Annotated in this window: 23 protein-coding genes; 10 read left to right on the top strand and 13 right to left on the bottom strand. The window is 68.7% G+C overall.

All coding sequences use genetic code 11. From position 1 onward, the window contains the following. Positions 1 to 10 precede the first annotated feature (10 nt). From QZH52_RS10295 to QZH52_RS10285, 3 genes are read right to left on the bottom strand one after another with little or no spacing between them, the layout of a single operon-like run. Entirely contained in the window at positions 11 to 961 is a 951-nt protein-coding gene (locus QZH52_RS10295) for a 3-carboxyethylcatechol 2,3-dioxygenase (RefSeq protein WP_301807716.1), read from the bottom strand. After that, complete coding sequence (locus QZH52_RS10290; protein WP_301807713.1) at positions 961 to 2736, bottom strand: FAD-dependent oxidoreductase; 1776 nt, start codon at positions 2734 to 2736, stop codon at positions 961 to 963. Before QZH52_RS10290 ends, QZH52_RS10295 begins: the two co-directional genes overlap by 1 nt. Positions 2737 to 2755: 19 nt before the next feature. Beyond that, positions 2756 to 3748 (bottom strand): Bug family tripartite tricarboxylate transporter substrate binding protein, encoded by a 993-nt coding sequence (locus tag QZH52_RS10285; protein ID WP_301807711.1) that lies wholly within the window; start codon positions 3746 to 3748, stop codon positions 2756 to 2758. 124 nt (positions 3749 to 3872) lie between these two features. On the opposite strand from QZH52_RS10285, the gene QZH52_RS10280 reads away from it, so the two are divergent. The 5 genes from QZH52_RS10280 to yccS all read left to right on the top strand — a co-directional run bounded on the left by QZH52_RS10280 (position 3873) and on the right by yccS (position 9643). Next, a complete protein-coding gene (locus tag QZH52_RS10280) occupies positions 3873 to 4688 on the top strand; it encodes a DNA-binding transcriptional regulator (protein WP_301807709.1) in 816 nt (271 codons plus the stop codon). Positions 4689 to 4940: 252 nt separating this feature from the next. After that, on the top strand, positions 4941 to 5324 hold the full coding sequence (locus tag QZH52_RS10275) for a nuclear transport factor 2 family protein (protein ID WP_301807707.1): 384 nt from the start codon (positions 4941 to 4943) through the stop codon (positions 5322 to 5324). A 214-nt stretch (positions 5325 to 5538) separates the two neighbouring features. Beyond that, complete coding sequence (locus QZH52_RS10270; protein WP_301807705.1) at positions 5539 to 5844, top strand: FAD-dependent oxidoreductase; 306 nt, start codon at positions 5539 to 5541, stop codon at positions 5842 to 5844. Positions 5845 to 5913: 69 nt separating this feature from the next. After that, a complete protein-coding gene (locus QZH52_RS10265; protein WP_301807701.1) occupies positions 5914 to 7359 on the top strand; it encodes a sensor domain-containing diguanylate cyclase in 1446 nt (481 codons plus the stop codon). A gap of 73 nt (positions 7360 to 7432) precedes the next feature. Continuing rightward, positions 7433 to 9643 (top strand): YccS family putative transporter, encoded by a 2211-nt coding sequence (gene yccS, locus QZH52_RS10260; protein ID WP_436411565.1) that lies wholly within the window; start codon positions 7433 to 7435, stop codon positions 9641 to 9643. On the opposite strand, the gene QZH52_RS10255 is transcribed toward yccS, so the two are convergent. Both QZH52_RS10255 and QZH52_RS10250 read right to left on the bottom strand, forming a co-directional pair. After that, entirely contained in the window at positions 9635 to 10201 is a 567-nt protein-coding gene (locus tag QZH52_RS10255) for a nucleoside 2-deoxyribosyltransferase (RefSeq protein WP_301807694.1), read from the bottom strand. The two genes, yccS and QZH52_RS10255, sit on opposite strands and share 9 nt — an antisense overlap. Next, on the bottom strand, positions 10198 to 10788 hold the full coding sequence (locus QZH52_RS10250) for a hypothetical protein (RefSeq protein WP_301807693.1): 591 nt from the start codon (positions 10786 to 10788) through the stop codon (positions 10198 to 10200). Before QZH52_RS10250 ends, QZH52_RS10255 begins: the two co-directional genes overlap by 4 nt. A 114-nt stretch (positions 10789 to 10902) precedes the next feature. Between QZH52_RS10250 and QZH52_RS10245 the strand changes: the two genes are divergently transcribed. Continuing rightward, complete coding sequence (locus QZH52_RS10245; RefSeq protein ID WP_301807691.1) at positions 10903 to 11178, top strand: DUF2164 domain-containing protein; 276 nt, start codon at positions 10903 to 10905, stop codon at positions 11176 to 11178. Positions 11179 to 11206: 28 nt separating this feature from the next. On the opposite strand, the gene QZH52_RS10240 is transcribed toward QZH52_RS10245, so the two are convergent. The 3 genes from QZH52_RS10240 to QZH52_RS10230 are packed head-to-tail and all read right to left on the bottom strand — an operon-like array spanning position 11207 to position 17259. Beyond that, the gene (locus QZH52_RS10240; protein ID WP_301807688.1) at positions 11207 to 14656 is read right to left on the bottom strand and encodes an efflux transporter outer membrane subunit; all 3450 of its coding nucleotides are present in this window, start codon (positions 14654 to 14656) and stop codon (positions 11207 to 11209) included. Next, positions 14644 to 15957, bottom strand: a complete 1314-nt coding sequence (locus QZH52_RS10235; protein ID WP_301807686.1) for a hypothetical protein — start codon at positions 15955 to 15957, stop codon at positions 14644 to 14646. Before QZH52_RS10235 ends, QZH52_RS10240 begins: the two co-directional genes overlap by 13 nt. Positions 15958 to 15978: 21 nt before the next feature. Continuing rightward, positions 15979 to 17259 (bottom strand): HlyD family secretion protein, encoded by a 1281-nt coding sequence (locus QZH52_RS10230; RefSeq protein WP_301807685.1) that lies wholly within the window; start codon positions 17257 to 17259, stop codon positions 15979 to 15981. Between the two features lie 261 nt (positions 17260 to 17520). Between QZH52_RS10230 and QZH52_RS10225 the strand changes: the two genes are divergently transcribed. Continuing rightward, positions 17521 to 17778 carry a hypothetical protein gene (locus QZH52_RS10225; protein ID WP_301807683.1) on the top strand — a complete coding sequence of 86 codons (258 nt, stop codon included), beginning with the start codon at positions 17521 to 17523 and terminating at the stop codon, positions 17776 to 17778. A 35-nt stretch (positions 17779 to 17813) separates the two neighbouring features. On the opposite strand, the gene QZH52_RS10220 is transcribed toward QZH52_RS10225, so the two are convergent. The 3 genes from QZH52_RS10220 to QZH52_RS10210 form a co-directional block, all read right to left on the bottom strand. Then, positions 17814 to 18542 (bottom strand): anti-sigma factor, encoded by a 729-nt coding sequence (locus tag QZH52_RS10220; RefSeq protein WP_286530345.1) that lies wholly within the window; start codon positions 18540 to 18542, stop codon positions 17814 to 17816. Next, on the bottom strand, positions 18539 to 19102 hold the full coding sequence (locus QZH52_RS10215; protein ID WP_301807680.1) for a sigma-70 family RNA polymerase sigma factor: 564 nt from the start codon (positions 19100 to 19102) through the stop codon (positions 18539 to 18541). The genes QZH52_RS10220 and QZH52_RS10215 overlap by 4 nt, the downstream gene beginning before the upstream one ends. A gap of 63 nt (positions 19103 to 19165) precedes the next feature. Further along, on the bottom strand, positions 19166 to 19729 hold the full coding sequence (locus tag QZH52_RS10210; protein WP_301807678.1) for a DUF3455 domain-containing protein: 564 nt from the start codon (positions 19727 to 19729) through the stop codon (positions 19166 to 19168). 205 nt (positions 19730 to 19934) lie between these two features. On the opposite strand from QZH52_RS10210, the gene QZH52_RS10205 reads away from it, so the two are divergent. Beyond that, a complete protein-coding gene (locus QZH52_RS10205; protein WP_286526000.1) occupies positions 19935 to 20192 on the top strand; it encodes a hypothetical protein in 258 nt (85 codons plus the stop codon). A 1-nt stretch (position 20193) separates the two neighbouring features. Here the strand turns inward: QZH52_RS10205 and QZH52_RS10200 are convergent, their stop codons facing one another. Beyond that, a complete protein-coding gene (locus QZH52_RS10200; protein WP_301807674.1) occupies positions 20194 to 21129 on the bottom strand; it encodes a YcjF family protein in 936 nt (311 codons plus the stop codon). 2 nt (positions 21130 to 21131) lie between these two features. Beyond that, entirely contained in the window at positions 21132 to 21827 is a 696-nt protein-coding gene (locus QZH52_RS10195; RefSeq protein ID WP_286526004.1) for a Bax inhibitor-1 family protein, read from the bottom strand. Positions 21828 to 21961: 134 nt separating this feature from the next. Between QZH52_RS10195 and nhaR the strand changes: the two genes are divergently transcribed. Both nhaR and QZH52_RS10185 read left to right on the top strand, forming a co-directional pair. Next, positions 21962 to 22870, top strand: coding sequence for a transcriptional activator NhaR (gene nhaR / locus QZH52_RS10190; protein ID WP_301807667.1), 909 nt, complete (start codon positions 21962 to 21964; stop codon positions 22868 to 22870). A gap of 48 nt (positions 22871 to 22918) precedes the next feature. Then, positions 22919 to 23932 carry an AraC family transcriptional regulator gene (locus QZH52_RS10185; protein WP_301807664.1) on the top strand — a complete coding sequence of 338 codons (1014 nt, stop codon included), beginning with the start codon at positions 22919 to 22921 and terminating at the stop codon, positions 23930 to 23932. Position 23933: the final 1 nt, after the last annotated feature.

The following is a 23933-nucleotide window of genomic DNA, read 5'->3' as shown; positions in this document are numbered from 1 at the left end:
ATCTTCCTGTTCAGTTGGGTTGCTTTAGCAACATGAGGCCGAAGCCGGCGATGTATTCGGGGATGGCCTGGTAGTGGCGCAAGGTGCAGGTCAGCGGACGGTCCACGTCGAGGGCGCTGCGCGCGACGAGCCAGCTCTTGGACTCATGAGCCGACAGGCCGCCCTCCCTTTCGATGCTGTCCTCGCTCATCGCGCACAGCGCATCGAGGCCCGCCGCGCCATCGATCAGACCGTCCATCCACCGGCGGTCCCAATCCGGGTTGATGGGCTTCATGGCGCTGTCGCCGGCTGCCAGCGCGAGGCCAGCGGCCATCACACGTTGTGTCTTGGCCTCGCGCTCCTCTGGCGTCGGCTCGCTGCGGTGGGTGATGCGTTCGCGAACGGCCGCGTCCGGGTGTGAGAGCGTAGGGACCGGCGGCTCGTGCGAGAGGCCGCCGGAGCCAATCAGCAGGGTGCGCCGCGGCTCCTTGTCGAGGAAGCGGCCGATGGCCTCTCCCAACGCTCGGCAGCGGCGCAGACGCGGGATTCCTGGCTGGGCGACCGCGTTCAGAAAGATCGGCAGCACGGGCGGCGTGTCCAGGCCACCCCACAGAAGCTGCAGCGATTGTGCGAACCCATGATCAACCTGCATGCGACGCGATACAGCGAGGTCGAAGTCCTCATCCATCAGTCGCGTGGCCAGTGCCACCGCCGCGTCGGCATCCACATGGAGGTCACCAGCCGGCGTCAGATAGTCACCCACCGAGCGCGCCTGCGTGCCAATACAGAACGGCGGCATCAGCTCGTTGAAGAAGCCGTTGTAGTGATCCGGCGCCACGAGCACGACGAGCTCCGGGGCAAATGCCACGACCTGATCGCGTGCGCTGGCAATGGCGACCTTCAGTGCTTGCTCCACTGGCGGCGCGACGGGGTTGAGCCCCATCAGCGGTGAATGCGAGATGCCCAGGAATGCGCGTTCCATCACGCCGCCTCCAACACCCGCGACTTCTGGTCCAGCAACGAGGCCAGGGCCTGCTCAAGCTCCTCTCGGGCTTGCGCGGAATCCACCACCCCAGCTTGCTTGCGCCAAGCCACGACACCGTCGGGCCGCACCAGCAACGCACCCGCTTCCTCGATTTCACGGACCGCGTGCCAACTGCAGTAGACGTCCTGGGCGGTCGGGCCTCCGATCACAACGGTGCGGAGGAACGGCAGGTCCATCTCTTTCGCAGCGTCCGCCCAGGCTTGACCGGCGATCCCCGTTACCAGCGAGACCTTGCCCTTGCCCGTGAGATCCAGCGTCGACACGCGACGCCCGTCCTGGCCCACCAGCCAGGCGTGAGGCAGCTTGGCGCCAGGGCGCGTCGTGGGTTGGACGTGGAGCTGCGGGTCGCGCTTCCAGACCTCCTCGGTTGCGTCGGGCTCCGGAATGACGGCCTCCGATACGCAGCGCTGGTTGAGCTCGACGCCCTGCGCATTGAACTCGTAGTTCTTCAGCTTCAATGCCTCGGCCAACGCAGAGCGCCGGGCGATGCCCGCCGCACCCGGATCGGCGAGTTCGTCGATCCCGGCGGCGAGCGGATCCGGTGCGCCTGCTTTGCGGAAGGCCTGTTGGAGCGGGGCATAGTCCAGTCGCGATTGATTGGCGCGCTTCACGATCTGCGCGCCGACCGGAGCGCGCTCGAGGGTGTAGGAATCCAACAGTTGCTCGCCAGCGTGCCCCTTGACCACGAATGCCAGTTTCCAGGCCAGGTTGAAGGCGTCCTGCATGCACGTGTTCGAGCCCAGGCCACTCGAGGGCGGATGGCGGTGGACTGCATCGCCGCCGCAGAAGACGCGGCCGGAGGAGTAGACAGGCGCATGTGCTTGATTGACGTACCAGACCGACGTGCTGTCGATCTTGAACTCCAAGTCTGGGTCGCCGACCAGCGCGCGCACCTTGCGCTTGACTTCTTCGGGCGAAAAATCGGGCTCGCCCTTCGACATGTCGAAACCCCAGCCCGCGATCCATTGGTTCCAGGGTTTGATGGCTCGCAACAGTCCCATGCCGATTTCGCCAAAAGAGGCGTCGGAAGTCACCATCCAGTACAGGATGCTGGGTCGGTGGGCCACATAGCGCGTGAGGTCGGCCGTGAACAGAACGTAGGCGGTGGCAGCGCGCGCCAGTTGCCCCTCCACCTTCAGGCCTGCATCGTCCATGACCTTGGATTTGGCACCGTCTGCGCCAACAAGGTAACGCGCCCTGACCTGATACTCGCGGCCGGTGAGCAGATCGCGCAGCTTCACTGTCACGCCCGACGTGTCCTGCTCGTGACTTAGGTACTCGGTGTTGAAGGAAAAGATCGCCCCGCGCGCGACGGCGTTCTTCACCAGCAGTGGCTCCATCTGGTCCTGCGGCAGATCCATCATTGGGCAGGGGCTGGCCTGCAGGTAGTCTCCGACGCGCTCGTCGCCGGTGCCCCAGGTGCGCAGCCGGGCGATCTCCGGTCCGGCAAGACTGGTGGTGAACAGGGTGTCGCCCATCCACTCCCAAGGTGTGGCATCGCGCCGGGCTTCTTGCTCAACGCCCAGGTCGCGCAGCACTTCCATGGCGCGCTGGTTGGTGATGTGCGCACGCGGTGTATTGGCCGTCCAGTTGTAGCGGTTGACCACGTGCACGCGCACGCCGTACGTTGCCAGTGCAAGTGCGGTCGTCGCCCCCATCGGGCCGGTGCCCACCACCAGCACGTCGGTTTGAAATTCCTGCGATCGGGTCATGATTGGCCTCCCTGCTTGGTTACTTGATCGTTGCCTGGATTACCGAGCCATAGGTCTCGATGTCTCGGCGCACACGGGCTGCCAGTTCGGCAGAGTCCGCCGGGTAGGGGTCGCCCGAGATACCCAGCTTGTCCTTCATCGCCGGCTGCTTGAGGGCCGCGTTGAACTCGCGGCCCAGCTTGTCCACGATGGCCGGCGGGGTCCCGGCCGGTGCGACAAAGAAGAGGTAGTTGGAGATCGCCAGGCCCGGGTAGCCACTTTCGGCAAGCGTCGGAACCTCGGGCAGCAATGGATGGCGCTGCGCGCCCAGCGTGGCGATCGGCACCAGCTTGCCCGCCTTGATGTACTGCTGTGCGTAGTGCACCGGCATGACCATCGTGTCGATCTGTCCCGCCAGCAGATCCGTGGCCGCCGGCGCCAGACCCTTGTAGGGCACATCCACGAAGTCAGCCTTCGTCAAGCCGCGCAGCTGATGCATGTGGATGAACCACGGGCTTCCCGTTCCCATGGTGCCGAAGTTCAGGCCGGAGTTCTTATTGTCCTTGGACAGCTGGACCAGGTCCTTCACGGTACGAGCCGGTACCTTGGGATTCACCACGAGCACCAGCGGCACGATGATCATTCCTGAGACGGGAGCGAAGTCCTTCAGCGCGTCGTAGGGCACCTTGGCGCCGAGCACGTCTGCGGCCTTCGGCAGCTTGGCCATCGCATGGTTGATGGCGTGGGAATCCGAAACCACCCCGATCGTGTAGCCGTCCGCCGGCGCCCTGGCCACGGCTTCCGTGCCGATGATCGAGGACGCGCCGGGGCGGTTGTCGATGATGATGGTTTGCTTGAGATTGGCCGACGCCGCCTCTGCGACGGCGCGCGCCGCCGAGTCGGCATTGCCGCCGGCCGGATACGGCACGATGATCTTGATGGGCTGCTTGGCAGGCCACTCCTGTGCCCAGGATGGGCTGGCGGCGAAACCCAATGCGACAATGGTGCAAAGGGCACGGCGAGTGATGGACATCTTGTCTCCTGAATAGGGTGGTTGAGGCTTCTGTCGTCGCATTCCTTGCGACTGGTTGGCAGTGTCTGAGGGGGACCTCAAGTCGTATAGTCCGTGCACACAGTGCACCGAATGAAGGCGACGAATGCCCGTATCCGCAAGTTTTGGGGACTCGACCCTCTACCGGGAGGTGCGCGGCCTGAGCCGCGGGCTGGCCGTGCTGCGGGCCTTGAACGCGATGCCCGGCGGCATTGGTGGGGTCGTGGAACTGGCTCGCGTCACCGGACTGCACCGCACCACCGTCAAGCGCCTGCTCGAGACATTAAAAACAGAAGGCTTGGTGCACCACAAGGACGACGGGTTGTCCTATGCCTTGGGCTTTGAAGTTAGACGCTTGTCCGAGGGGTACGTGGGCGCCGACTGGATCGACCGGGTGGCGGCGCCAGCGATGCGCGCGCATCTGCGCGCCCTTTCATGGCCGAGCGACCTGGCCACGCCAGACGGTGGTTTCATGATCGTGCGGGAATCCACCCACCGGGTGAGCATGCTGTCGCAGCACCGCGCGACGATCGGCATCCGCATTCCTATGCTCGTCTCTTCGCTCGGCAGAGCGTGGCTGACCTGGTGCGCAGACGAAGAGCGCGAGGCCACGCTATCGTTGCTGCAGGAACGCAGCGACGCCATTGGAGAAATGGCGCGCGACGGCGCCTATGTGAAGCGGGTGCTCCGGGAGACGCGACGACGTGGATACGCGATGAACAAGGGGGAATGGCTCACCGAGGCCAGCGTGACGGCCGTGGGCTTCCCGATACGAATCGGCGAGCACGCAATCGGCGCGATCAATCTAGTTCTGCAAAACAACGCCGTGACAGATCGCGAGATTGCCATGCGCTATGTGCCGCTGCTGCGCACGCTGGCAGATGAGATCTCCCAAGGAGCAGCGAGTTCGCCTCGCGGCTGACCGCGCATAGGGTTTACGGGTAAACCCTTGATTCCGGCGTAGGCCTCTTGGGTCGCGACGGGCGCTTCCGCCCAGTAGCCAACGGCAAGTAGGCGAGCGAGACCGGTCCTAGCAGGCGGGCGAGTGACTGTCCGGTCGTGGCCGTTCGGACCCTGTCGCGGCCGACTGCTGGCCGAATGTCATGCGACCGGTGCGCCTCAGTCGGCTCACCTGAGCAACAATTCCCAAGTCACTGCAAACTGGAGGTGAAACGTGAATGTCACCGTTGCAAACCTGCAGGCCTTCGCCGATGCTTGGAACAGCCACGATGCTGAAGCCCTCATGAGCTTCATGACGGACGACTGTGTGTTCGAGGCGTCCGCCGGCCCCGACATCTGCGGAATTTCGCACATCGGCACAAAGGCTGTCCAGGCCGCATTTTCCGACGTTTGGAAGACATTTCCCGACGCGCAGTGGCTTGAGCCTCGTCACTTCATTTGCGGCGACCGTGGGGTGTCCGAATGGACATTCACCGGGACGCGGGCCGACGGCTCGCGCGTCGAGGTCCACGGATGCGACGTGTTCACTTTTCGGGAAGGAAAGATTGCCGTCAAGAACTCGTACCGCAAGAACCGCCCCCCACTTCCCGCGGCATAGCGTTCACCTTCAACCGTTGCCATCGCAAGGCACGGCCGGATGGACGCCGGTTTCGAGGCTTGAGGTCGACCGTCACTTCTTGGCCGGCTGATGCCGTCCGGAGCAATCACCGAAGGATTGAGCTGAAATGCGAGCGCTCAGCCGACACTGGTTTCCCAAAGCGCCCTGACTTCGATGTATCCCTCGGCACGGGCGCACGGCGTCTTCGCGAGGGGTGTTCCCGGAGCTGGCGGGCACGCGCGTCAGCCATTCGTGGTGCGGCTTCGTCGCCTACACCTTCGACGAGCTGATGCACGTCGGCAGGCACGAGGGACTGCACTACGCGATGGGGTGCTGCGGCGCCGGCGTCGGCACCGCGAGCTATTTCGGGATGCGCGTGGGCCAGCAGGTGCTGGGCCTGGCCGAGGGGCTGACGGCGCTGGACGGCCTGGCGTTCCAGGCCCGGCCGTTCTACACAGGCAATCCGTGGTTTCTCGCGCCTTCCGTGAGGTACTACCGCTGGCGCGACCGGCGCGGCTGAAGGGCGCGTCGGCTAGGGTGGACAATCGGCGGTCCCGACCCCGCCACCGTCCCCAGGAAGCCAGCAGCCATGTCCGCGTCTACCGACCTCGAGTCGATGTTCGATCTGTCGCCCGTCTCTCTCTGGCTCGAAGACTACAGCGGCCTCAAGGACCTGTTCGACCAATGGCGCCTGGCCGGCGTCACCGACCTGGCCGCGCACCTGGCGGCCGACCCCGCGCGCATCCGCGACTGCATGGCCTGCTACAAGGTCCTGCGGGTCAACCAGCACACGCTGACGCTGTTCGGTGCGCGCAGCCAGGACCACCTGCTGGCCGCCCTCGACCAGGTCTTCCGCGACGACATGGCGGACTGCGTCATGCACGAACTCGAGCAGCTCTGGCAGGGAGCGCTGAGCGTGGAGAACCAGACGGTCAACTACACGCTCGACGGCCGCCGCCTGGACGTGCAGGTGCGCCTGCGCATCCTGCCGGGCCACGAAGACCGCTGGGGCCGCGTGCTGGTGTCGCTCGACGACATCACGGCCCGCGTCGCGGCCTATCGCGAGCGCACCGAGGCCGAGCGCTATGCCCGCGGTCTCTTCAACCATTCGCCGGTCTCGCTCTGGGTCGAGGATTTCAGCGCCGTCAAGAAGCTGCTCGACGAGATCCGGCAGCGCGGCATCACCGACTTCACGACCTTCATCAAGGTGCACCCGGAATTCGTCACGCGCTGCATGCAGGAGATTCGCGTGATCGACGTCAATCGCGAGACGCTGCGGATGTTCGGTGCCGCCGACACCGCCGACCTGCTGCGCAACATCCCCAGGGTGTTTCGCGACGAGATGCAGGATTCGTTCGCCGACCAGCTGCAGGACCTGTGGAACAACAAGACCTCCCAGCAGCGCGAAGTCGTGAACTACTCGCTCGCGGGCGACCCGATCAACATCCACATGCAGTTCACCGTGCTGCAGCACCACCTCCAGACCTGGGACCTGGTGCTGGTGTCGCTGGTCGACATCACGGCGCGCAAGAAAGCCGAGGCCTACCTCGAATACCTCGGCCGCCACGACGTGCTGACGCAGCTGTGCAACCGCGCCTTCTACACCGAGGAGCTGCACCGGCTGGCGCGCAAGGGCCCGTGGCCGGTGTCCGTCGTCGCGATCGACCTCAACGGCCTCAAGCGCGTCAACGACGAGGACGGCCACGCCGCGGGCGACGCCCTGCTCAGGCGGGTCGGCGAGGTGCTGACCCAGGCGGTCGATGCGCCCGGCTGGCCGGCGCGCATCGGCGGCGACGAGTTCGCCGTGCTGCTGCCGGCCACCGACGAGCGCGGCGCTGCCGGCATGCGGGATCGCATCGTCTCGCTGCTCGACCTGAACAACCAGTTCCACGCCGGCCAGAGCGGCCACGTGGTGCACCTGGCGATCGGCGTGGCGACCTGCGGGTCCGGCGACCAGCTGGAAGCCGCCTTGCAGCGGGCCGACCGGGCCATGTACGAGGACAAGGCCCGGCACTACGCGAGCAGCGTCGCCTGAGCCGTCGTCGGCGGCCGCTGGACTTCGCTGCGGCAACCGGAGGGTCATGGCACGCATCGTGCACAGCGGTGGCATGCTCGCATTCGTGATCGAGACATTTCCGCAACGGCTGCGCCGATGGGGCGCCGGGCAGGCACAGGCGCTGCGGGTGCTGCTCACCCTCGGAAGCCTGATGGCGGCGTGCGGCGCCAGCAACCGGATGGACGCCGTGACGCCGCTGTTCCTGGGCGCCATCGCCAGCGCGCTGGCCGAAACCGACGACAGCGCGCGGGGACGCTACCGGGCCCAGATCGTCACGCTGCTCTGCTTCGCGGCGGCGGCTTTCGCGGTGTCGGCCCTGATCGACCGCCCGGCGCTGTTCATCACCAGCCTCGCGCTTGCGGCCTTCTGGCTCACGATGCTCGGGGCGGTCGAGGCGCGCTACAAGGCGATCGCCTACGCCACGCTGATCCTGGCGATGTACACCACCCTCGGCATCGGCAACCACCCGCTCGCGGGCCCGGACGAGCGCCTGCACGAGCTCTTGCTGCTGCTCGCGGGCGCAGCCTGGTACGGCGTCTTCTCGGTCGCCTGGTGCCTGGCCTTGCCGGCCCAGCCGGTGCAGGCGCGGCTCGCCCGGCTGTATTCGGTGCTCGGCCACTACGTGCGCTTCAAGGCCTCGCTGTTCGAGCCGCTGCGCGGCATCGATATCGAGCGCAAGCGGCTGTCGCTGGCGCAGCTCAATGCCGATGTGGTGGCCGAGCTCAACGCTGCCAAGGAGAGCATCTTCCGCCGCATCGGCGCGCGGGCGCCGACCGGCCGGATCGCGCGCTACCGCGGCCTCTACCTGATCGCCCAGGACGTGCACGAACGCGCGAGTTCGTCCCACGACGACTACAACGCGCTGGCGGACGCCTTCTTCCACAGCGACCTGCTCTACCGCTGCCAGCGCGTGCTGCACCTGGAGGGCGAGGCCTGCCGTCGGCTGGCGCAGTCGATCGAGCGGCGCGAGCCCTTCGTGGCCGACACCGCCACGGTGCAGGCACTGGCCGAACTGCGCAGCGCCATCGCGCATGAACGCTCGCACGCGCGCGAGCCGGCGCGGCAGGCCCTGCTGGCGTCGATCGAGGCGCTGGCGCACAACCTGGAGCGTCTCGATGGCCAGCTGGCCGGCGCCAGCGAGCCGACCGCGCGCGCCGGGCGCACCGACATGGGCCTGCTCGACCGCTCGCCGCGCTCCTGGCGCGATGCGGCCGAGCGCGTGCGGCACCAGCTGTCGCCGCGCTCGCCCCTGTTCCGGCATGCGCTGCGGCTGGCGATCGCGCTCGCGGCGGGGTACGGCGTGATGTGGCTGATCCATCCCGCCCAGGGCTACTGGATCCTGCTGACGACGCTGTTCGTCTGCCAGCAGACCTGGGGCGACACCATGTCGCGCATGGGCCAGCGCATGGCGGGGACGGCGGTCGGCGTGGTGGTCGGCTGGGCGCTGCTCGACCTGTTCCCGCAGCATCTGGTGCAGGCGCTGCTGGCGGTGGCGGCCGGCGTGCTCTTCTTCGCCACCCGCAGCGCACGCTACCTGCTGGCGACCGCCTGCATGACGGTGCTGGTGCTGATGTGCTTCAACCAGGTCGGCGACGGCGGCGTGCTGATCGTGCCGCGGCTGGTCGACACCGCCATCGGCAGCCTGATCGCCGGATTGGCGATGGTGCTGGTGCTGCCGCACTGGCAGGGCCGGCGCTTCAATGAACTGGCGGCCGCGGCGATGCGCAACCAGGCGCTCTATCTGCGCGAGATCGCCGAGCAGTACCGCGCCGGCGCGCGCGACGACCTGCCCTACCGGCTGGCGCGGCGCAATGCCCACAACGCCGATGCGGCGCTGGCCGTGGCGGTGTCCGAGATGTTCCGCGAGCCGGCGCTGGTGCGGCCGCGCGCCGGCGTCGCGCTGCGCTTCCTGATCCAGTCGCACACCCTGCTGAGCTACCTGTCGGCGCTCGGCGCCCACCGCGTCGCCCTGCGCAGTCCGGCGCTGGCGGTCGCGACGCGCGGTGCGGCTGAAGGCGCGGCCCAGGCGCTGGAGGCGTTGGCGGCCGATGTCGAGCGCGGGTCAGCGGAGGCCATCGAGGCCGCCACGGCCCCGGCGGACGAGCGCCCGGCACTGGCCGACCTGCTGGCGACCGACGGCGAGGGCGGCGACGCCGCGGCGCAGCTCATCCGCACCGAGCTGTCCCTGATCGGCCAGCAGATCGAGGCGCTGCGCGGCCATGCCCTGCAGTGGCTGCGGCCGGTGGTCGAAGCTTCAGAGTGAGGCGGCGGCGCCGAGCCTCCCGGCCAGCCGCTCGAGCGCCTGTGCGGCGGTCGGTGCCAGATCGATCGATCGCGACAGCATGAGGTTGAGCGGCTGCCCGAGCCCCTCGACCACCGTCCCGGTGGCCGCTTCCGTAACCTCCCCGGCCGCATCGCGGCGGCAGGCGATCGCGGCCTGCACGCGCTCCGCATAGCTGCCCTGCGGCACGCCGTAGCCGACCACCGGCAGGCCGAGCGCGACCGCGAAGCCGACCTCGAACACGGTGCCGGCGTCGGGCTCCTGGCCCCGAAAGCTCGCCAGGTTGGCGACCACGCCGTCGGACTCGCGGATCAGCGCGACGTTGCCTTCGTAGATGGCTTGGGCCCGGGCGTCGTCGCTGGCCGAGGCCGCCAACGCCAGCGGTGCGTCGATCGGTGCGACGCCGGCCAGGCCCAGGCGCGCGCAGTCCGCCTTCAGGGCGGCGAAGATGCGGTCGCGGTCCGGCAGGAAGACGTCGGGCCCGGCGAGGTAGATGCGGGGGCGAGGGCGGTCGGGGTCGCCCTGGGCATGGGAGGTCATGGCGCCATGTTATCGGCCCGCGCCGGCTGGCTTGCCTTGGACCGCCCCAGGATGTCGGCGCGCAGGTCGTTGTAGCGCGAGACGAAATTGACCAGCACGCTGGCGGTCCAGGCGAAGGCGAAGATGCCCGAGATCCCGATGATCGGCGGCACGATCCGCCAGGCGCGCGGCAGCGAGAACGGCTCGCCGAGCGCGGTGTAGCAGTTGGCCGCGAAGTAGGCCGCGGTCGACCAGCCGTCGACGATGTCGCCGAAGATCAGCGCCGCCGACCAGACCACGATTTCGGCCAGATGCAGCGCCAGCAGCATCATCACCGTGACGGTGAACAGCAGGTCGGCCCGCCAGAGCGACGCCCGAACGTGCAAGGCGCTCGTGTGCTTGAGAAAGGAACTCGTGATCACACGGATCCAGAAGGCATGGAACATGACCACGAAGACCAGCACCGCGCCGCCGAACATGATGTCGGGCAGCGGCAGCGCCTGGGTCAAGGCGTTCTCGACCAGGCTCGGCCGCAGGCTTTGCAGGTCCGACGCGGCCGTTGACATGACGCCGGGCAGCGAGTCGGTGTCGAATTTCGAATCAGCCATGTTCCAGGGTCCCCGATCGAGTGGTGGCGGTTGGAGGCACGGGAGCTTACGCGATCCGCGGCGAGGGCAGAATCATCCCAAGACCCCGCACCCGATACCTGGAGATGTCGCACGATGACCATCGAGCTCAGCAAGGAAGCCCGCAAGGAGGCCATCGCCTCTATCGAGCGATATTTTCGGGAGAACATGGAAGAGCCCATCGGCAACATCGCCGCGGGCGCGCTGCTCGGCTTTTTCCTCGAGGAAGTCGGGCCGGTGATCTACAACCGGGCCGTGACCGAAGTGCAGGAGCGGCTCCAGGCCAGGATCTCCGAGCTGGACATCGAAGTCCACGAGGACGAGTTCCAGTACTGGCGCAAGTACGAGCGCAAGGCGCGCGAGCGGAAATGACGCGGGACGGCGCCGACGATCCAGGCGCTCAATGCACGGCGCTCGACGCCGCCGCCGCGGCTTGCGCCTGCGGCGCCTCGTCCCATCCCCCGCCCAGCGCCTTGTACAGGTTCACCAGGTTGACCGCCTGCTTGAGCTGCAGCTCGATCCACTGGCGCTGTTCGAGGTAGAGCTCGCGCTGGGCGTCGGCGCCGGCGAAGTAGTCTTCGAGCCCGTTGCGGAAGCGGGTGCGCGAGATCGCCGCCACCTTTTCGAGCGCCTGCACGCGGCCTTGCTGGGCCTCGAGCTGCGGGCCGAGATGGCTGTCGGCGATCAGCGCGTTGGCGGTCTCGCGCAGCGCCTGCTGCACCGCGTATTCGTAGGCCGACATGGCGGCGGCCAGCCGCTCCTCGTTGGCCGTGAGGTTGGCCGAGCGGCGGCCCCAGTCGAGGATCGGCAGCGAGACCCCGAGCACCGTGGCCCAGCTGCGGTTGCCGCTTCCCAGCAGGTTCGAGAACTCGCTGCTGAGCCCGCCGGCCACCGTGGTCAGCGAGAAAGTCGGATAGAACGCCGCCTTGGCGGCCCCCACGCCCGAGTTCGCCGCTTCGACGCGCGCATAGGCCGCCAGCAGGTCGGGCCGGCGCTGCAGCAGGCTGGCCGGCAGCCCGACCGGCACCTCGGCCACCGAACGGTCCGGCCAGGGGCGCTGGGTGCCGGTCGTGGCCGCCACCGGCTGGCCGACCAGCACCGTGAGCCACTGCAGGTCCTGCCCGACCCGCATGCCGAACTCCTCGCGCTGGACCTTGGCCCGCTGCACCAGCGACTGGGAGCGCAGCAGGTCGAGGTCGGAGGTGCCGCCGACCGATCGGGCGCGCTTCATGATGTCGGTGCTGTCGCTCTGGCTCTTCAGGTCGGCCTCGGCCAGGGCGAGCAGCGCGCGGTCGGCGCGCAGCGTGAGGTACGCGTTCGTGACTTCGCCGACCAGGTTCATGCGCGCCGCGGCGTAGTCCCGGTCGATGGCCTGCGCCTGCGCCCCGGCCTGTTTGACGCCGGCATCGACATGGCCGAAGAAGTCGAGCTCGTAGGCCGTGACGCCGGCCTGGACCGCGTAGGTGTTGCCGACCCGGCCGATCGCCTGGTTGCTCGTGACGACACCGGTGGAACTCAGCGAAGTCGCCATGTCGCCCCGTTGGGCATAGCCGGCGATGCCGATCTCGGGGAACAGGCTGGAGCGCGTGCCGGCGTAGACGGCGCGCGCCTCGCGGGCTTTCGCGGCATAGGCGCGCAGGTCGCGGTTCTGCGCCAGTGCGGTCGCGACCAGGCCGCGGAGTTCGTCGTCGCGCACGAAGGCCTGCCACGCCATGGGTGCCGCGTCGCCGACGGCCGCGCCCGTCGGCCACTGGGTCGGCAGCTCGACATCGGCCGGCTTGAGCGCAGGCGTCAGGCTGCAGCCGCCGAGCACGAGTACGCCGAGCACCAGCGCCAGCAGCAGCGGTGCCGGCGCGGCGACCCTGCGCAGCCACGCCGCCGGAACCCGGGGCCAGCGCCAGCCCGCGCTGCCGAGGAAGGCCATGACCGCGCGGCCGGGCCGCACCTGGGTGGCGACATGGCTCGGCGGCAGGCTGAACACATGGCGCACCAGGCGGTCGTGCACGGTCTCGTCGCAGGCGAAGCTCAGCTCGGCGCCGGCTGGCGTGTGGTCCGCCAGCAAGGCGGGCACCCAGCCGACCTGCTCGACATGGACATCCAGCGGCTGGCCGACCGGGATCCGGCGCAGCAGGGCGCTGTCGCGCAACAGCGCGCCGTCCACCGCGATCTCGATGAAGTGGGTGGCGCCGACGCCGGCGGCGCTGCGCAGGGTGGCGGGGGCGTCGCAGGGAAAGCGTTCGTCATGGTCCGGCCGCGGGCGGTCGATGCAGGCGATCAGCGCCGCCAGGCAGTAGACCGTGGCCACCAGGGTCCAGATCACGTTGAGGACATCGCCGGTGCTCATCGTCCCGCCGATGGCGTCGAGCGCACCCATTTCCATCGCCACGATGAGACCGCCGAAGACCGCGACGAGGTTCCAGTGGACCACGGTCTTCGAGCGGTCCTGGCCCTTGGCCGTGACCTTGAAAGGGCGCCCGAAGGGCCGTACCAGCGAGGTGACGATGGTGCGCGTCACGGCCATCGCCGCCACGATCTGCGTCACCTCGGTGAACACCGGCAGGCAGCGCCGCTGGCTGATCCAGTAGGTGTAGCCCCAGAACATGACCAGCGGCGGCAGGCCGTAGAGTGCGAAGGCTCGAGGCGTCGCGTGGAAGGCCGAGACGCCCGCATACCAGTACAGCGCGGGCGCCGCCAGGATCAGCAGGATGAACGGCTTGCTGAGCCAGTGCAGCAGGCCGTGCACATAGTGCAGGCGCGCCGCCAGGCGATACCCCTTGCCGCGCAGCGGGCCGTCGCGCAGCAGCGCTACCTGGATGGTGCCGAGGCACCAGCGGCTGCGCTGGTTGATGTAGTCGACGATGCTGTCGGCCGACAGCCCGTTCGACAGCCGCTCGTTCAGCCAGCGCGTCACCCAGCCGAAGCGCATCAGCGTGTAGGTGGTGTAGATGTCCTCGCACACGCTGCCGGTCGGGAAGCCGCCGGCGGCGGTGATGGCGTCGCGCCGCACGATGAACGAAGTGCCGACGCAGAAGGCGACGTCGGCCGCGTCCTTGGCCGGCTGCAGCACGTCGAAGAACACCCGCTGTTCGTCGACCCAGCTGTCGGTGGCGCGCAGGTTGTGCTGGATCGGGTCGGCGTTGTAGTAGAACTGCGGCGTCTGCACCAGCCCCACCTTCGGATCGTCGAACAGGCCCAGCATCCGGTAGACGATGTTGCGGTGTGGCGTGAAGTCGGCGTCGAGCACCAGGATGTACGGCGCGTCGGTGGCCGCGGCCGATTGGCGCAGGCCGTTGTTGAGGTTGCCGGCCTTGGCATGGGCGTTGTCGGCGCGCCGCGCGTAGTGCACGCCCTTGCGGGCACAGTAGTCGCGCAGCCAGTCGCGGCGCGTGTCGTCGAGCACCCAGACCGCGAGGCGCGGGTAGTCGATCGCCTGGGCGGCGAGGATCGTCTTCTCGAGCACCCCGAGTTCCTCGTTGTAGGTGCAGATGAAGACATCGACCGCCGGCACGTCGGCGCCGCGCGCGCGCAGCGAGGCTTCGCCGCGGTCGGCCAGCCCGTGGTTGTCGCGCCGCCCGGTCAGCATCTGGATCGACATCAGGGTGTAGAGGATCGACACCATCTCGAACACCAGGAAGACCCAGCCCACCAGCGTGCCGAAGCCGAGATCGGCCGGCGGCAGGGTTTCGGCCAGCCGCCACACCACGTAGCGCACCAGCACCAGCGCGGTCAGGAAGCCGAACAGCGCGCGGTGCCAGAGGCGGTCGGCGCGGGCATGGAAGATCATCATCAGGGCCAGGCCCGTGACGATCAGGTTGATCCTGAACTCGGGCGAATCGATCAGCTCGAACATGGCGTCTCTCCTGTGGCGGTGGGGCTTCCTGTGAACGGGTTCCAGCCGGTCGCTGCGAGCGCGATCCAGGCGGTGGCACCGAGGTGGGGCCAGTGGTAGTAGAAGAAGTCGGCGCCTGCCGAGTCCGGCCCGATGGCCAGCCCGGTCGAAATGCGCGGGCTTGGTGTCGCGTAGTACAGGCCGTTGTCGGCGCGCTGCGCGGCCAGCAACTTCCACAGCGCCTCGGGCACCGCGCCCGTGACGGCCGCCAGCGTGGCGGCAGCCTGGGCGCTGCCCTCGGTCCAGATGCCGTCGGGCTGCTGCGAGAACCCGTAGCCGTCGCCGTAGCGGTGGTTTCGCTCGACCCACGCCAGGCCGCTGCGCCAGCGGCAATGACCCGGCGGAGCGGCCAGCAAGGGCCACAGCTGGGCGTCGAGGCCCGAGCCGGTGGTCGACACGGTCGACCCATCGGCCAGGGTGCCTATAAAAAAGCGCTGCTGCTGCGGGCTCCACATGCGCGCCACGAAGGCGAGCGCGGTGCGTGCCTGCCGCATCTGCTCGGGCTGTGCACTCGCGCGCGCCGCCCAGGCCGCGGCCATGGCGATGTCGATGTGGTGCTCGGTCGACTTCCAGGTCTGCGCGCTCTGCGCATCGTCCCAGCCGTACCAGCCGCCGTTGTAGCCATCGGGATCGACCGTGGCGCGGGTGCGCTGCTCGATCCATGCCAGCAGCCTGGCCGTCGCGTCGAGATAGCGCGGCGCGGGTGCTTGCTGGTTCAGGTTCAGCAGCAGCAGTGCCGCCCATGCGACGTTGCCGGTCGCGGTGCTGATCTGGTAGGCGTCGGCGATCCATTGATTCCTCGCGGCATCCCAGTAGCCGGGCAGCACGGGCCTCGCCTCGGCCAGCGGGCCGGCGCGGTAGGCGTTGCGGACCCTGCCGTCGAGGTAGTGCGGATCACGCTCGACCGCCAGTACGACGGCCTCGGCGATGCGCAGGGCCGAGGCCGTCTCGCCGCAGGCCAGCAGCGCGATGCCGGCCAGGGCGTTGTCGTAGACGAAGGCGACGTTCGCGAGCGTCGGCGGCAGCGGCGCAACGCCCTCGATGACGGTGTCGACGCGATAGCTCGCGAGCAGCAGCGGCGCTGAAGCATCGCCGCGCGCATCGGTGGCTACTGCGCGGCGCAATCCTTCGCAGCTTTGCTGCGCCAGCGCCTGCCGGACCTCGCTCGCTGCCGTCGCAGTTCCGGCGTGCAGCGCCCAGGCGATCGGCCATGCCAGGGCCAGGCGGATCGCGTGTCGCCAGGTGGATGCAGTGCTTGCCATGGCGTGACTCCATCGACGCCGCTACGCGCCCAGCCGGGCCGACACAACCTTGCCGGGCGCACACAGGCTGCGCTGCACCGCCGGGTCGGCGCTCGAAGGTTCGATGCGCGCCACCGCATAGACGGAACCCTGCTCGGCGAAGGGGAAGGGGACGATGTAGCTGCTCTGCAGTTCGTCCGGCGCGACCGGCAGCAACTGCGTGACGCGCGCCGGAACCTCCAGGCCGCTGTCATCGGTCGTCACTGTGAGCATCGAGCCCATGTTGAGCCGCTTGGCGAGCCGCGGCGCGAACACCGCCACCACTTCGATCCGGTTGCAGTCGACCATCCGAACCAGCGTGGCTCCCTGGGGCACGAAGCTGCCCTGCGGCATCAGCACGGTATGCACCTGCCCGGCCTGCAGCGCGCGCACTTCGTAGGCGGCCAGCCGGTCGATGCGGCGCCGCTCGTCGTCTTCGAGCGCGGTCACTTCGCGCAACTGCTTCTGCACCGCCGTGCTGTCCTGCTGGGCGCGCTCGATGCTGCCGGCGAGCGTCTCGCGGCGGCTCACCAGGGTCTGGAACACCGTGCCGCTGCCACTGCTCACGAAAGCCCCCTGGCTGGCGATCGCGACGCTCTTGCCAAGCCCGGCATAGGCCTGTTCGGCCACCGCGGCGTTGGCGCGCGAGGTGCTCAACTGGGCCTGGGCGGCGTCCATCGCCTGCGGACTGACCGCGCCCTGGTCGAGCATCGCCGAGGTGTGGCGTACCTTGAGCTCCTGCTCCGCCACGTTGGTCAACGCCACCTCGCGCTGGCGCTGGGCGATCTGCCAGGCGTCGCGGGTCTGCGCCATCGACGCCTGCCGGTACAGCTTGACCTGCTGCTCGACGAACTGCAGTTCCTCGTCCGAGGCATGCAGCTGGTTCGCCAGCTGCGACACCTGGCTTTGCAGGGCCAGGCGCTGGGTGGTCAGCGTGGTGAGGATGTCGCGGTCGATGGTCGGGTTCTGCACCGTGGCGACCACCGCCCCGGCATCGACCTTGTCCAGCGCACGCACCGTCATGTGCGTCACCACGCCGCTGATCGGCGAGGTGACCAGCAGCACGGGGGCCTGCAGCACCGTGCGGGTGGCCTGCCTCGACACCAGCGGCTGGATCAGGGTCGTGACCACCAGCCACAGGACGAAGGCGAGCAGCGCATAGCCCGCGAGGCGGGGAACGATCGACTCCGACGTGCTGCCGCGCCAGCGCCGCAGCCGGCCCCGCCAACCGGCGGGTTCGGCACCTGCAATCTGGATCGACTCCTGGACAGTGCTTGCGTTCATGGGGCGCCTCGCGTGAGTGGACGGGGTGGCTTTTTCAGGACCAGGGGCGTCTCCGCTGTCGCAGCACATCGTTGGGGCATGCTGTCGTCTTATGCTGCAGTGCAGCAATACGCGTGCCAAAAATTAAGGGTTTTTACTTATTGAGCAACAGGATGTACATCACCCCTGCAGCCGCTCGGCCAGCAAGAAACTAGGGTTAACCCTATAATTGAGCCCGTACGCGACCCCGTCCTGGCGTCGCTCCCCTGGAGAACCCATCTCATGTCCACGATTCTTGCCAATGGCCTTTCCGTCGACGCACCCGGTTCGTCGCCGGCTTCGTACGCCCTGTCGCGTGTCCTGGGCTTCGGCATCCGGCTGCTGACCGGCTGGAAGGCGGCGGCGCCCGAGGCCCCGCTGTCGCGCAAGGCCGAAGCCGATGCGGTCCGCGAATGGGCATGGACCTTCGCCCGCACCGATCGCAGCTTCTCGGACGACCTGTTCGCGGCCGCCGATCGGCACGAACTCGCCCGCCACTGAGGACAGGCGCGGGCCGGCGCCTCCGCTGAAGCCCGTCAGAGAACCTTCACCGCCCGGCCGATGAACTGGATCGGCCCGGTCGGCCGATCGAGCGGCGAGCCGTTCGCTGGCTCGAGGGTCAGTTCGAACAGCTGGTTCGGCTCCAGTGGCGGCAGCTTGTCGAGCGGTACCTGAAGCGTCTGGCCCGGCGTGACGAGGCCCAGCGACACCGGGCCACGCCAGCCGTCGGCCTTGGTCCAGAACTGCAGCGACTTGTCGCTCGGCACCGTGATGCTGCCGAGCGGCGTCAGGCTCAGCCGGCGCGCATCGGCGGCCGCCTGCACCACCCAGCCCGGGGCCTTGTCCTGCGGCGCAACGAGCACCACGATGAACTGCGTGGCGGGCGCCGGCTCAATGCGTGTCACCAGCACGGCAGCCATCAGGGCGGCCGCAGCGAAGCCGGCGCCGGCCAGCCCGCGCCAGAGTTGCAGGCTGCTCCACCAGCCGGTGCGGCTGGCGGTGCGGCGAGGCGCTGCCGCGGCCGACACGCTGGCGTCGATGCGGCGCCAGAGCGCGGGCGATGGTTCCACCGGCTCGGCGAGCGCCACCAGCGGATGCAGGCGTTCTTCCCAGGCTTCCACGGCCTCGCGCAGCGCCGGCTCGCGCCGCATGCGCGCCTCGACCTCGCGGCGCGTGGTGGCCGACAGCGTGCCGAGCACGTAGTCGCCGGCCAGCGCGTCGAGGGCGTCGTCGGCGGACGGGGGTGTGGTGTCGTTCGGGTTCATGCCATGCATTCGCGCAACGAGCGCATGCCGCGCTGGATCCAGGACTTCACGGTGCCCAGCGGCTTCTGCGTGCGCTGCGCGATTTCCCCGTGGGAGCAGCCATCGAGATAGGCGAGCACGATGCACTCCCTGCGTTCGGCTTCGAGCCGCTCCAGGCAGGCCTCGAGCCGGCCCAGGTCCACCCGCGTCTCGGCCGGATCGAGCTGGGTCGCATGGCGGGCCAGCGCCACTTCGTCTTCGAGCGCGGCCTGGCCTTCTTCGTCGACCGGCACTTCGCGCGCATGGCTGCGGACCCAGTTCAGCGCCGCATGCCGCACCACGCTGTAGATCCAGCCTCGTCCGGCGCCGCGGGCCGGGTCGAAGGATCCGGCCCGCTGCCAGATGCTGACGAAGGCATCGTGCAGCACGTCTTCCGCCGACTGGCGCTGCCGCACGATGCGCAGCGCCACGCCCAGCAGGTAGCGGCCTTCCAGGCCGTAGATCTGCGCCAGCGCCTGCCGGTCGCCGCGCGCGCAGGCGGCCAGCGCGGCGTCGTGGTCGAAAGGGTCGGTGGCGGGCAAGCGGGTCGGTGCTAGGCGATGGAGGCGCCATCGTAGTCGACGGCCCGCATCCGGCCCCCGGGCTCAGGCGGCTTTCCAGAAGATGTAGTCGGCCTGGTAGCGCACGGTCTGCTGCTGGCCCTTGGCGGCCGGCGTGCAGGCGCTGGCGGGTGCGATACCGCCCTTGAGCGCGACCCGCTGGATATACGTGACCCCGCTCATCGCGCCGCTGCCAGTCGCCGGGTTGGCCTTGACCAACTGGTAGGGCAGGCTGGTGGGCCCGGAGGGCGCGACCGCGAGCTGCGTCGCCGTGAGCTTCGAGCCGTCGTTGGCCTCCCAGGTGGCGGGCGGTCCGTAGTACCGGCCGACCGCCTTGCCGCTGCGGTCGGTCAGCACCGCCTTGGGCCCGACGAACACCCACTCCGCCTGGCCGGGCGCGCCGGCCTTGTCGCGGCACTCGTAGGTGATCTCGCCGACGCCGACGGTTTCCAGCGCGACCTTGTGGCCTGCCGGCACCTGGATCGGGGCCGGCAGCGAGGCCTGCGAGAAAGCCGATCCGGAGCTGGGCATCGAGCCGCAGGCGGTCAGCAGGGCGGCGGCCAGCAACGGTGCGGCGACGACGGGGCGCGACGGGATGAGGTGACGCATGGGAAACTCCTTCGGTGGTTGGGTGGGCAGCGGCTTGCTGCTGCCGGAACTACCCGCCGACGGCGCGATTGGATGCAGGTGCAGCCAAAAAGAATCTTCGGCGCGGCGTTGTGAATCCGCTGCTTAACCGGTCGGACAGTGGGAGCGGATGCGCAATAATCGTCCCCATGTATCCCGCGAAAAGCGCAGTTTGGCGCCATCAGCCATGAGTTCGAGCGTGCCGACCCCGGCGCAGCTGGCCGACATCGACGACGAAGAACTCGTGCGCCTGGCCGTGAGCTGGCGCGCCCAGGCCTCGCGCGGCGACCGCGAGGCCTTCGGCATCGCCCACGCGCTGGAGGTCGAGTGCCGCCAGCGGCTGCGTGCCAGCCAACTCCAGCAGTTGCCGCCCGAGTCGATACCGGCGGCGCGGCCCTGGTGGAAGTTCTGGGGGTCGAAGGACCACCCGGCGTCCGCCCCCTGACTCAGCCTCCGCGCACCATTGACAGCACCTGCCGCGGGTCCAGCGTGCGGGCTTTCTCCTGCATCGCCGGCAGATAGCGCGTCTGCAGCCCCTGCGCCTCCTGGATCACGCTGGCGTAGGCGCCCTTGAGCATCTCGGTCGACAGCTGGCGTCCACCCGCGTAGTAGCGTCGGGCGACATGGCCGAGCGCGTAGGTGGTGGTGAAGCTCATGCCCGAACTCACGGCCTGCTTGCCGAGGCCGCCGAGCAGGCCGCCACCGACCTTGCCCAGCAGGCCGCCGAGCAGCTTTCGGCCGGCCTGCTCCAGGTACTGCGAGGTCAGGCCGACGCCGACCGTGGCGACGAAGTCCTTGATGTGGCCGCTGTCGAGCTCGAAGCCGTAGGCCTTGCCGACGCGGTAGACCAGCTTCATCTGCAGCGGGATGATGGCCATGGTCGAGAGCGTCTCGGGCAGCAGCTCGAGCGCGCCGTTCAGGATCGCGGCGTTCAAGATGGCCTGGTCGAGTTCGGCCGGGTCGGGCCCGCCGCCCGGTGCCGCCGGCGCGGCGCCCGCGGCCAGAGGCGCCGCCGCGATCGCCTGCGCCTCATCGGTGAACGCGGCCGAAGCCGCGGCATCGAGTCCGAGCGATGCGCGGAGATCGGCCAGGAAGCCGCGTTCGGCCTCCGAGTGCGCGCCATCGGCATCGCAGACGCAGACCGCCATCTCGTAGGCCAACTGCTTGGCGCCGTGACTGCGCAGCTGCGCACCCAGGTCGGCGACCGAGACGCGCTGCATCAGCACGTCCTGGTAGAGCGTCGGCAGATTGATGGCTTCGGCCCGCGAGAAGCCGTCGGCGATGCGTTTGATTTCCTCGCGTTCGCGCGCGTGCTTGTCGCCGTCGGCGAAAGCCGCCATCAGAGCCAGCGTGACGATGGCGCGGGACTCCGTGTCCGTCATGCTCATTCCTCGCGGCTGCCGCCCAGGCCCAGCAGCATCAGCAGCGACTGGAACACGTTGTACAGGCTCAGGTAGACGCCGAGCGTGGCCGTGATGTAGTTGGTCTCGTGGCCGTCCTTGACGCGCTTGAGGTCGTGCAGGATGAAGGCCGAGAAGATGCCGATCGCCAGCACCGCCAGCGTGATCATCAGCGCGCCCGACTGGATGAAGAAGTTGGCGATGCCGGCCACCAGCAGCAGGATGGCGCCGATGAACAGCCACTTGCCCATCGCCGACAGGTCGCGCTTGATGATCGACGACAGGCTGGCCATGCCGAGGAAGATCGCGCCGGTCCCGGCGAAGGCCGTCATCACCAGGCTGGCGCCGTTCTGCATGCCCAGCACCACGCCCAGCATGCGCGACAGCATCAGGCCCATGAAGAAGGTGAAGCCCAGCAGCACCGGCACGCCGGCGGCCGAATTCTTGGTCTTCTCGATCGCGAACATGAAGCCGAAGGCACCGGCCAGGAAGACCACCATCGAGATGCCGGGCGACATCGCGCGCGCCAGGCCGGTCGAGAGGCCGAGCCAGGCGCCCAGCACGGTGGGCACCATCGACAGCGCCAGCAGCCAGTAGGTGTTGCGCAGCACCTGGTTGCGCTGCGCGGCGGCCGGCGTCGCCGCGTAGGGCGAGCCGTAGACCTGGATGTTGTCGTTCATTCGAATGTCCTTGGTAGGTTGGAAAAACCACGCGTGTACACGCGCATGAGGCCCACTCTAGGGCGATATAGCCTTCGAGAAAAGTCGAATTTTTGACACCATTCATTCGAGTTTTCCGTAGGATTGAGGCTAGTATGAACTTCAAGCACCTGCACTACTTCTGGGCCGCCGCCAAGGCCGGCGGCATCGTGCGCGCCAGCGAGCAGCTGCACATCACGCCGCAGACGCTGTCGGGGCAGATCAAGCTGCTCGAGGACAGCCTGGGTAGCCCGCTGTTCCAGAAGCGCGGCCGCGGGCTCGAGCTGACGCCCGAGGGGCGCACGGCGTTGAGCTATGCCGACCAGATCTTCGCGCTCGGCGCCGAACTCGAGGCGGCGCTCGGCAGCCGCGGCGAGGGTGCCCGCGCGCTCGACTTCCGGGTCGGCATCGCCGATGCGGTGCCGAAGTCGATCGCCTACCGCCTGCTCGAGCCGGCGCTCGGCATCGCCGAGCCGGTGCGGCTGATCTGCCACGAAGGCAACTTCCGCGACCTGCTCGGGCAGTTGTCGGTGCAGCGCATCGACCTGGTGATCGCCGACGAGCCGATGGGCCGGCAGGTCGGCGTCAAGGCCTTCAACCACACGCTGGGCACGACGGCGATGAGCTTCTTCGCGACCCCGGCGCTCCGGCGCACGCTCAGGGGCGAGTTCCCGCAGTGCCTCGACCGCGCGCCGATGCTGATCCAGGGCGCCTCGTCGGCCGCGCGCCAGCGGCTCGACCTGTGGCTGGCCGAGCACCGGCTGCGGCCGCGGGCTATCGGCGAATTCGACGACGCCGCGCTGCTGAAGGCCTTCGGCGGCGAGGGCCGCGGCGTCTTCATGACGCCCGAGGTGCTCGAGGAAGAGACCTGCACCCAGTACGGTGTCGAGGTGATCGGCCGTGCCGCCGGGCTGATCGAGGAGTTCTTCGCGATCTCGGTCGAGCGCCGCGTCACCCATCCTTGCGTGGTGGCGATCACGAAGGCCGCGCGCGGGCGCTTCCGTCGCCGCCGCGGCGCCGGATGATCGGCTGGTACGCTTCGCGCCAACTCGGGGTTCACAGGGTGGAGACAAATGACAAGTGCGTTCGGCAGCCTCATCCGCAGTGCCAGCCTGAGCGGGTACAGCGACCTGGTGCGCGCGCTTGGCGGCGACCCGCAAGCGCTGCTGCGCAAGGTGGGCCTGTCGGCGCGGCTGCTGCAAGACCCGGAGGCGCTGATTCCCAACAACGCGGTGCGCGAGGCGCTGGAGCTTGCGGCTCGCGCCACGGGCGCGGAGGACTTCGCGCTGCGGCTGGCGGCGCGCCGGCCCTTGTCCAACCTCGGGCCGGTCAGCCTGGTGCTGCGCGAGGCCGCCACGCCGCGCGAGGCGCTCGACGCGCTGTGCCGTTACCGCAAGCTGCTCAACGCTTCGCTGATCACGCGCATCGACGATGAGGGGGACTGCACCATCATCCGCGACGACCTGCTGCCCATTCCCGGCCTGGCGACGCGTCAGTCGATGGAGCTGGCGCTGGGGGTGATGCTGCATATCCTGAAGGAACTGATCGGTTCCCGCTGGCGACCGCGCAGGGTGTGCTTCACACATGCGCCGCCCGCCGACATGGCGGCGCACCGGGCCTTCTTCGGTTGCAGCGTGCTGTTCGACCAGCCGTTCAACGGCATCGTCTGCCAAGCGGCGGATCTGCGGCAGCCGCGCAGCACGCAAGACCCTGGCATGGCCCGCTTTGCCCGCGACTACCTGGAGTCAGCCTTGCAACAACGGGGCAACCGGGCCAGCGAGACCTGCCGCGAACTCATCCAGGCTTTGCTGCCCGGAGGCCGCTGCACCGCGGACGCGGTAGCCCGCCACCTGCGCATGGACCGACGCACGCTGCACCGCCATCTCGGCGCCGAGGGGCTGAGCTTCATCGTGCTGCTGGACGAAGTACGGCGCGAACTGGCGCTGCGCCATCTGCGCGGCAGCAACATGACCGCGGCCGAAATCGCCCACCTGCTGGGCTTTTCTGCGCCCAGCGGATTCAGTCATTGGTTTCGCGCGCATTTCGGTTGCAGCGTGACGCAATGGCGCCGGCAGGTGACCGGCTGAC

The organism is Variovorax ginsengisoli (genome assembly GCF_030486595.1).
GTDB lineage: Bacteria > Pseudomonadota > Gammaproteobacteria > Burkholderiales > Burkholderiaceae_C > Variovorax > Variovorax ginsengisoli_B.
Note: the sequence above shows the minus strand (reverse complement) of the source record. Positions and strands in the feature narration are given on the sequence as shown.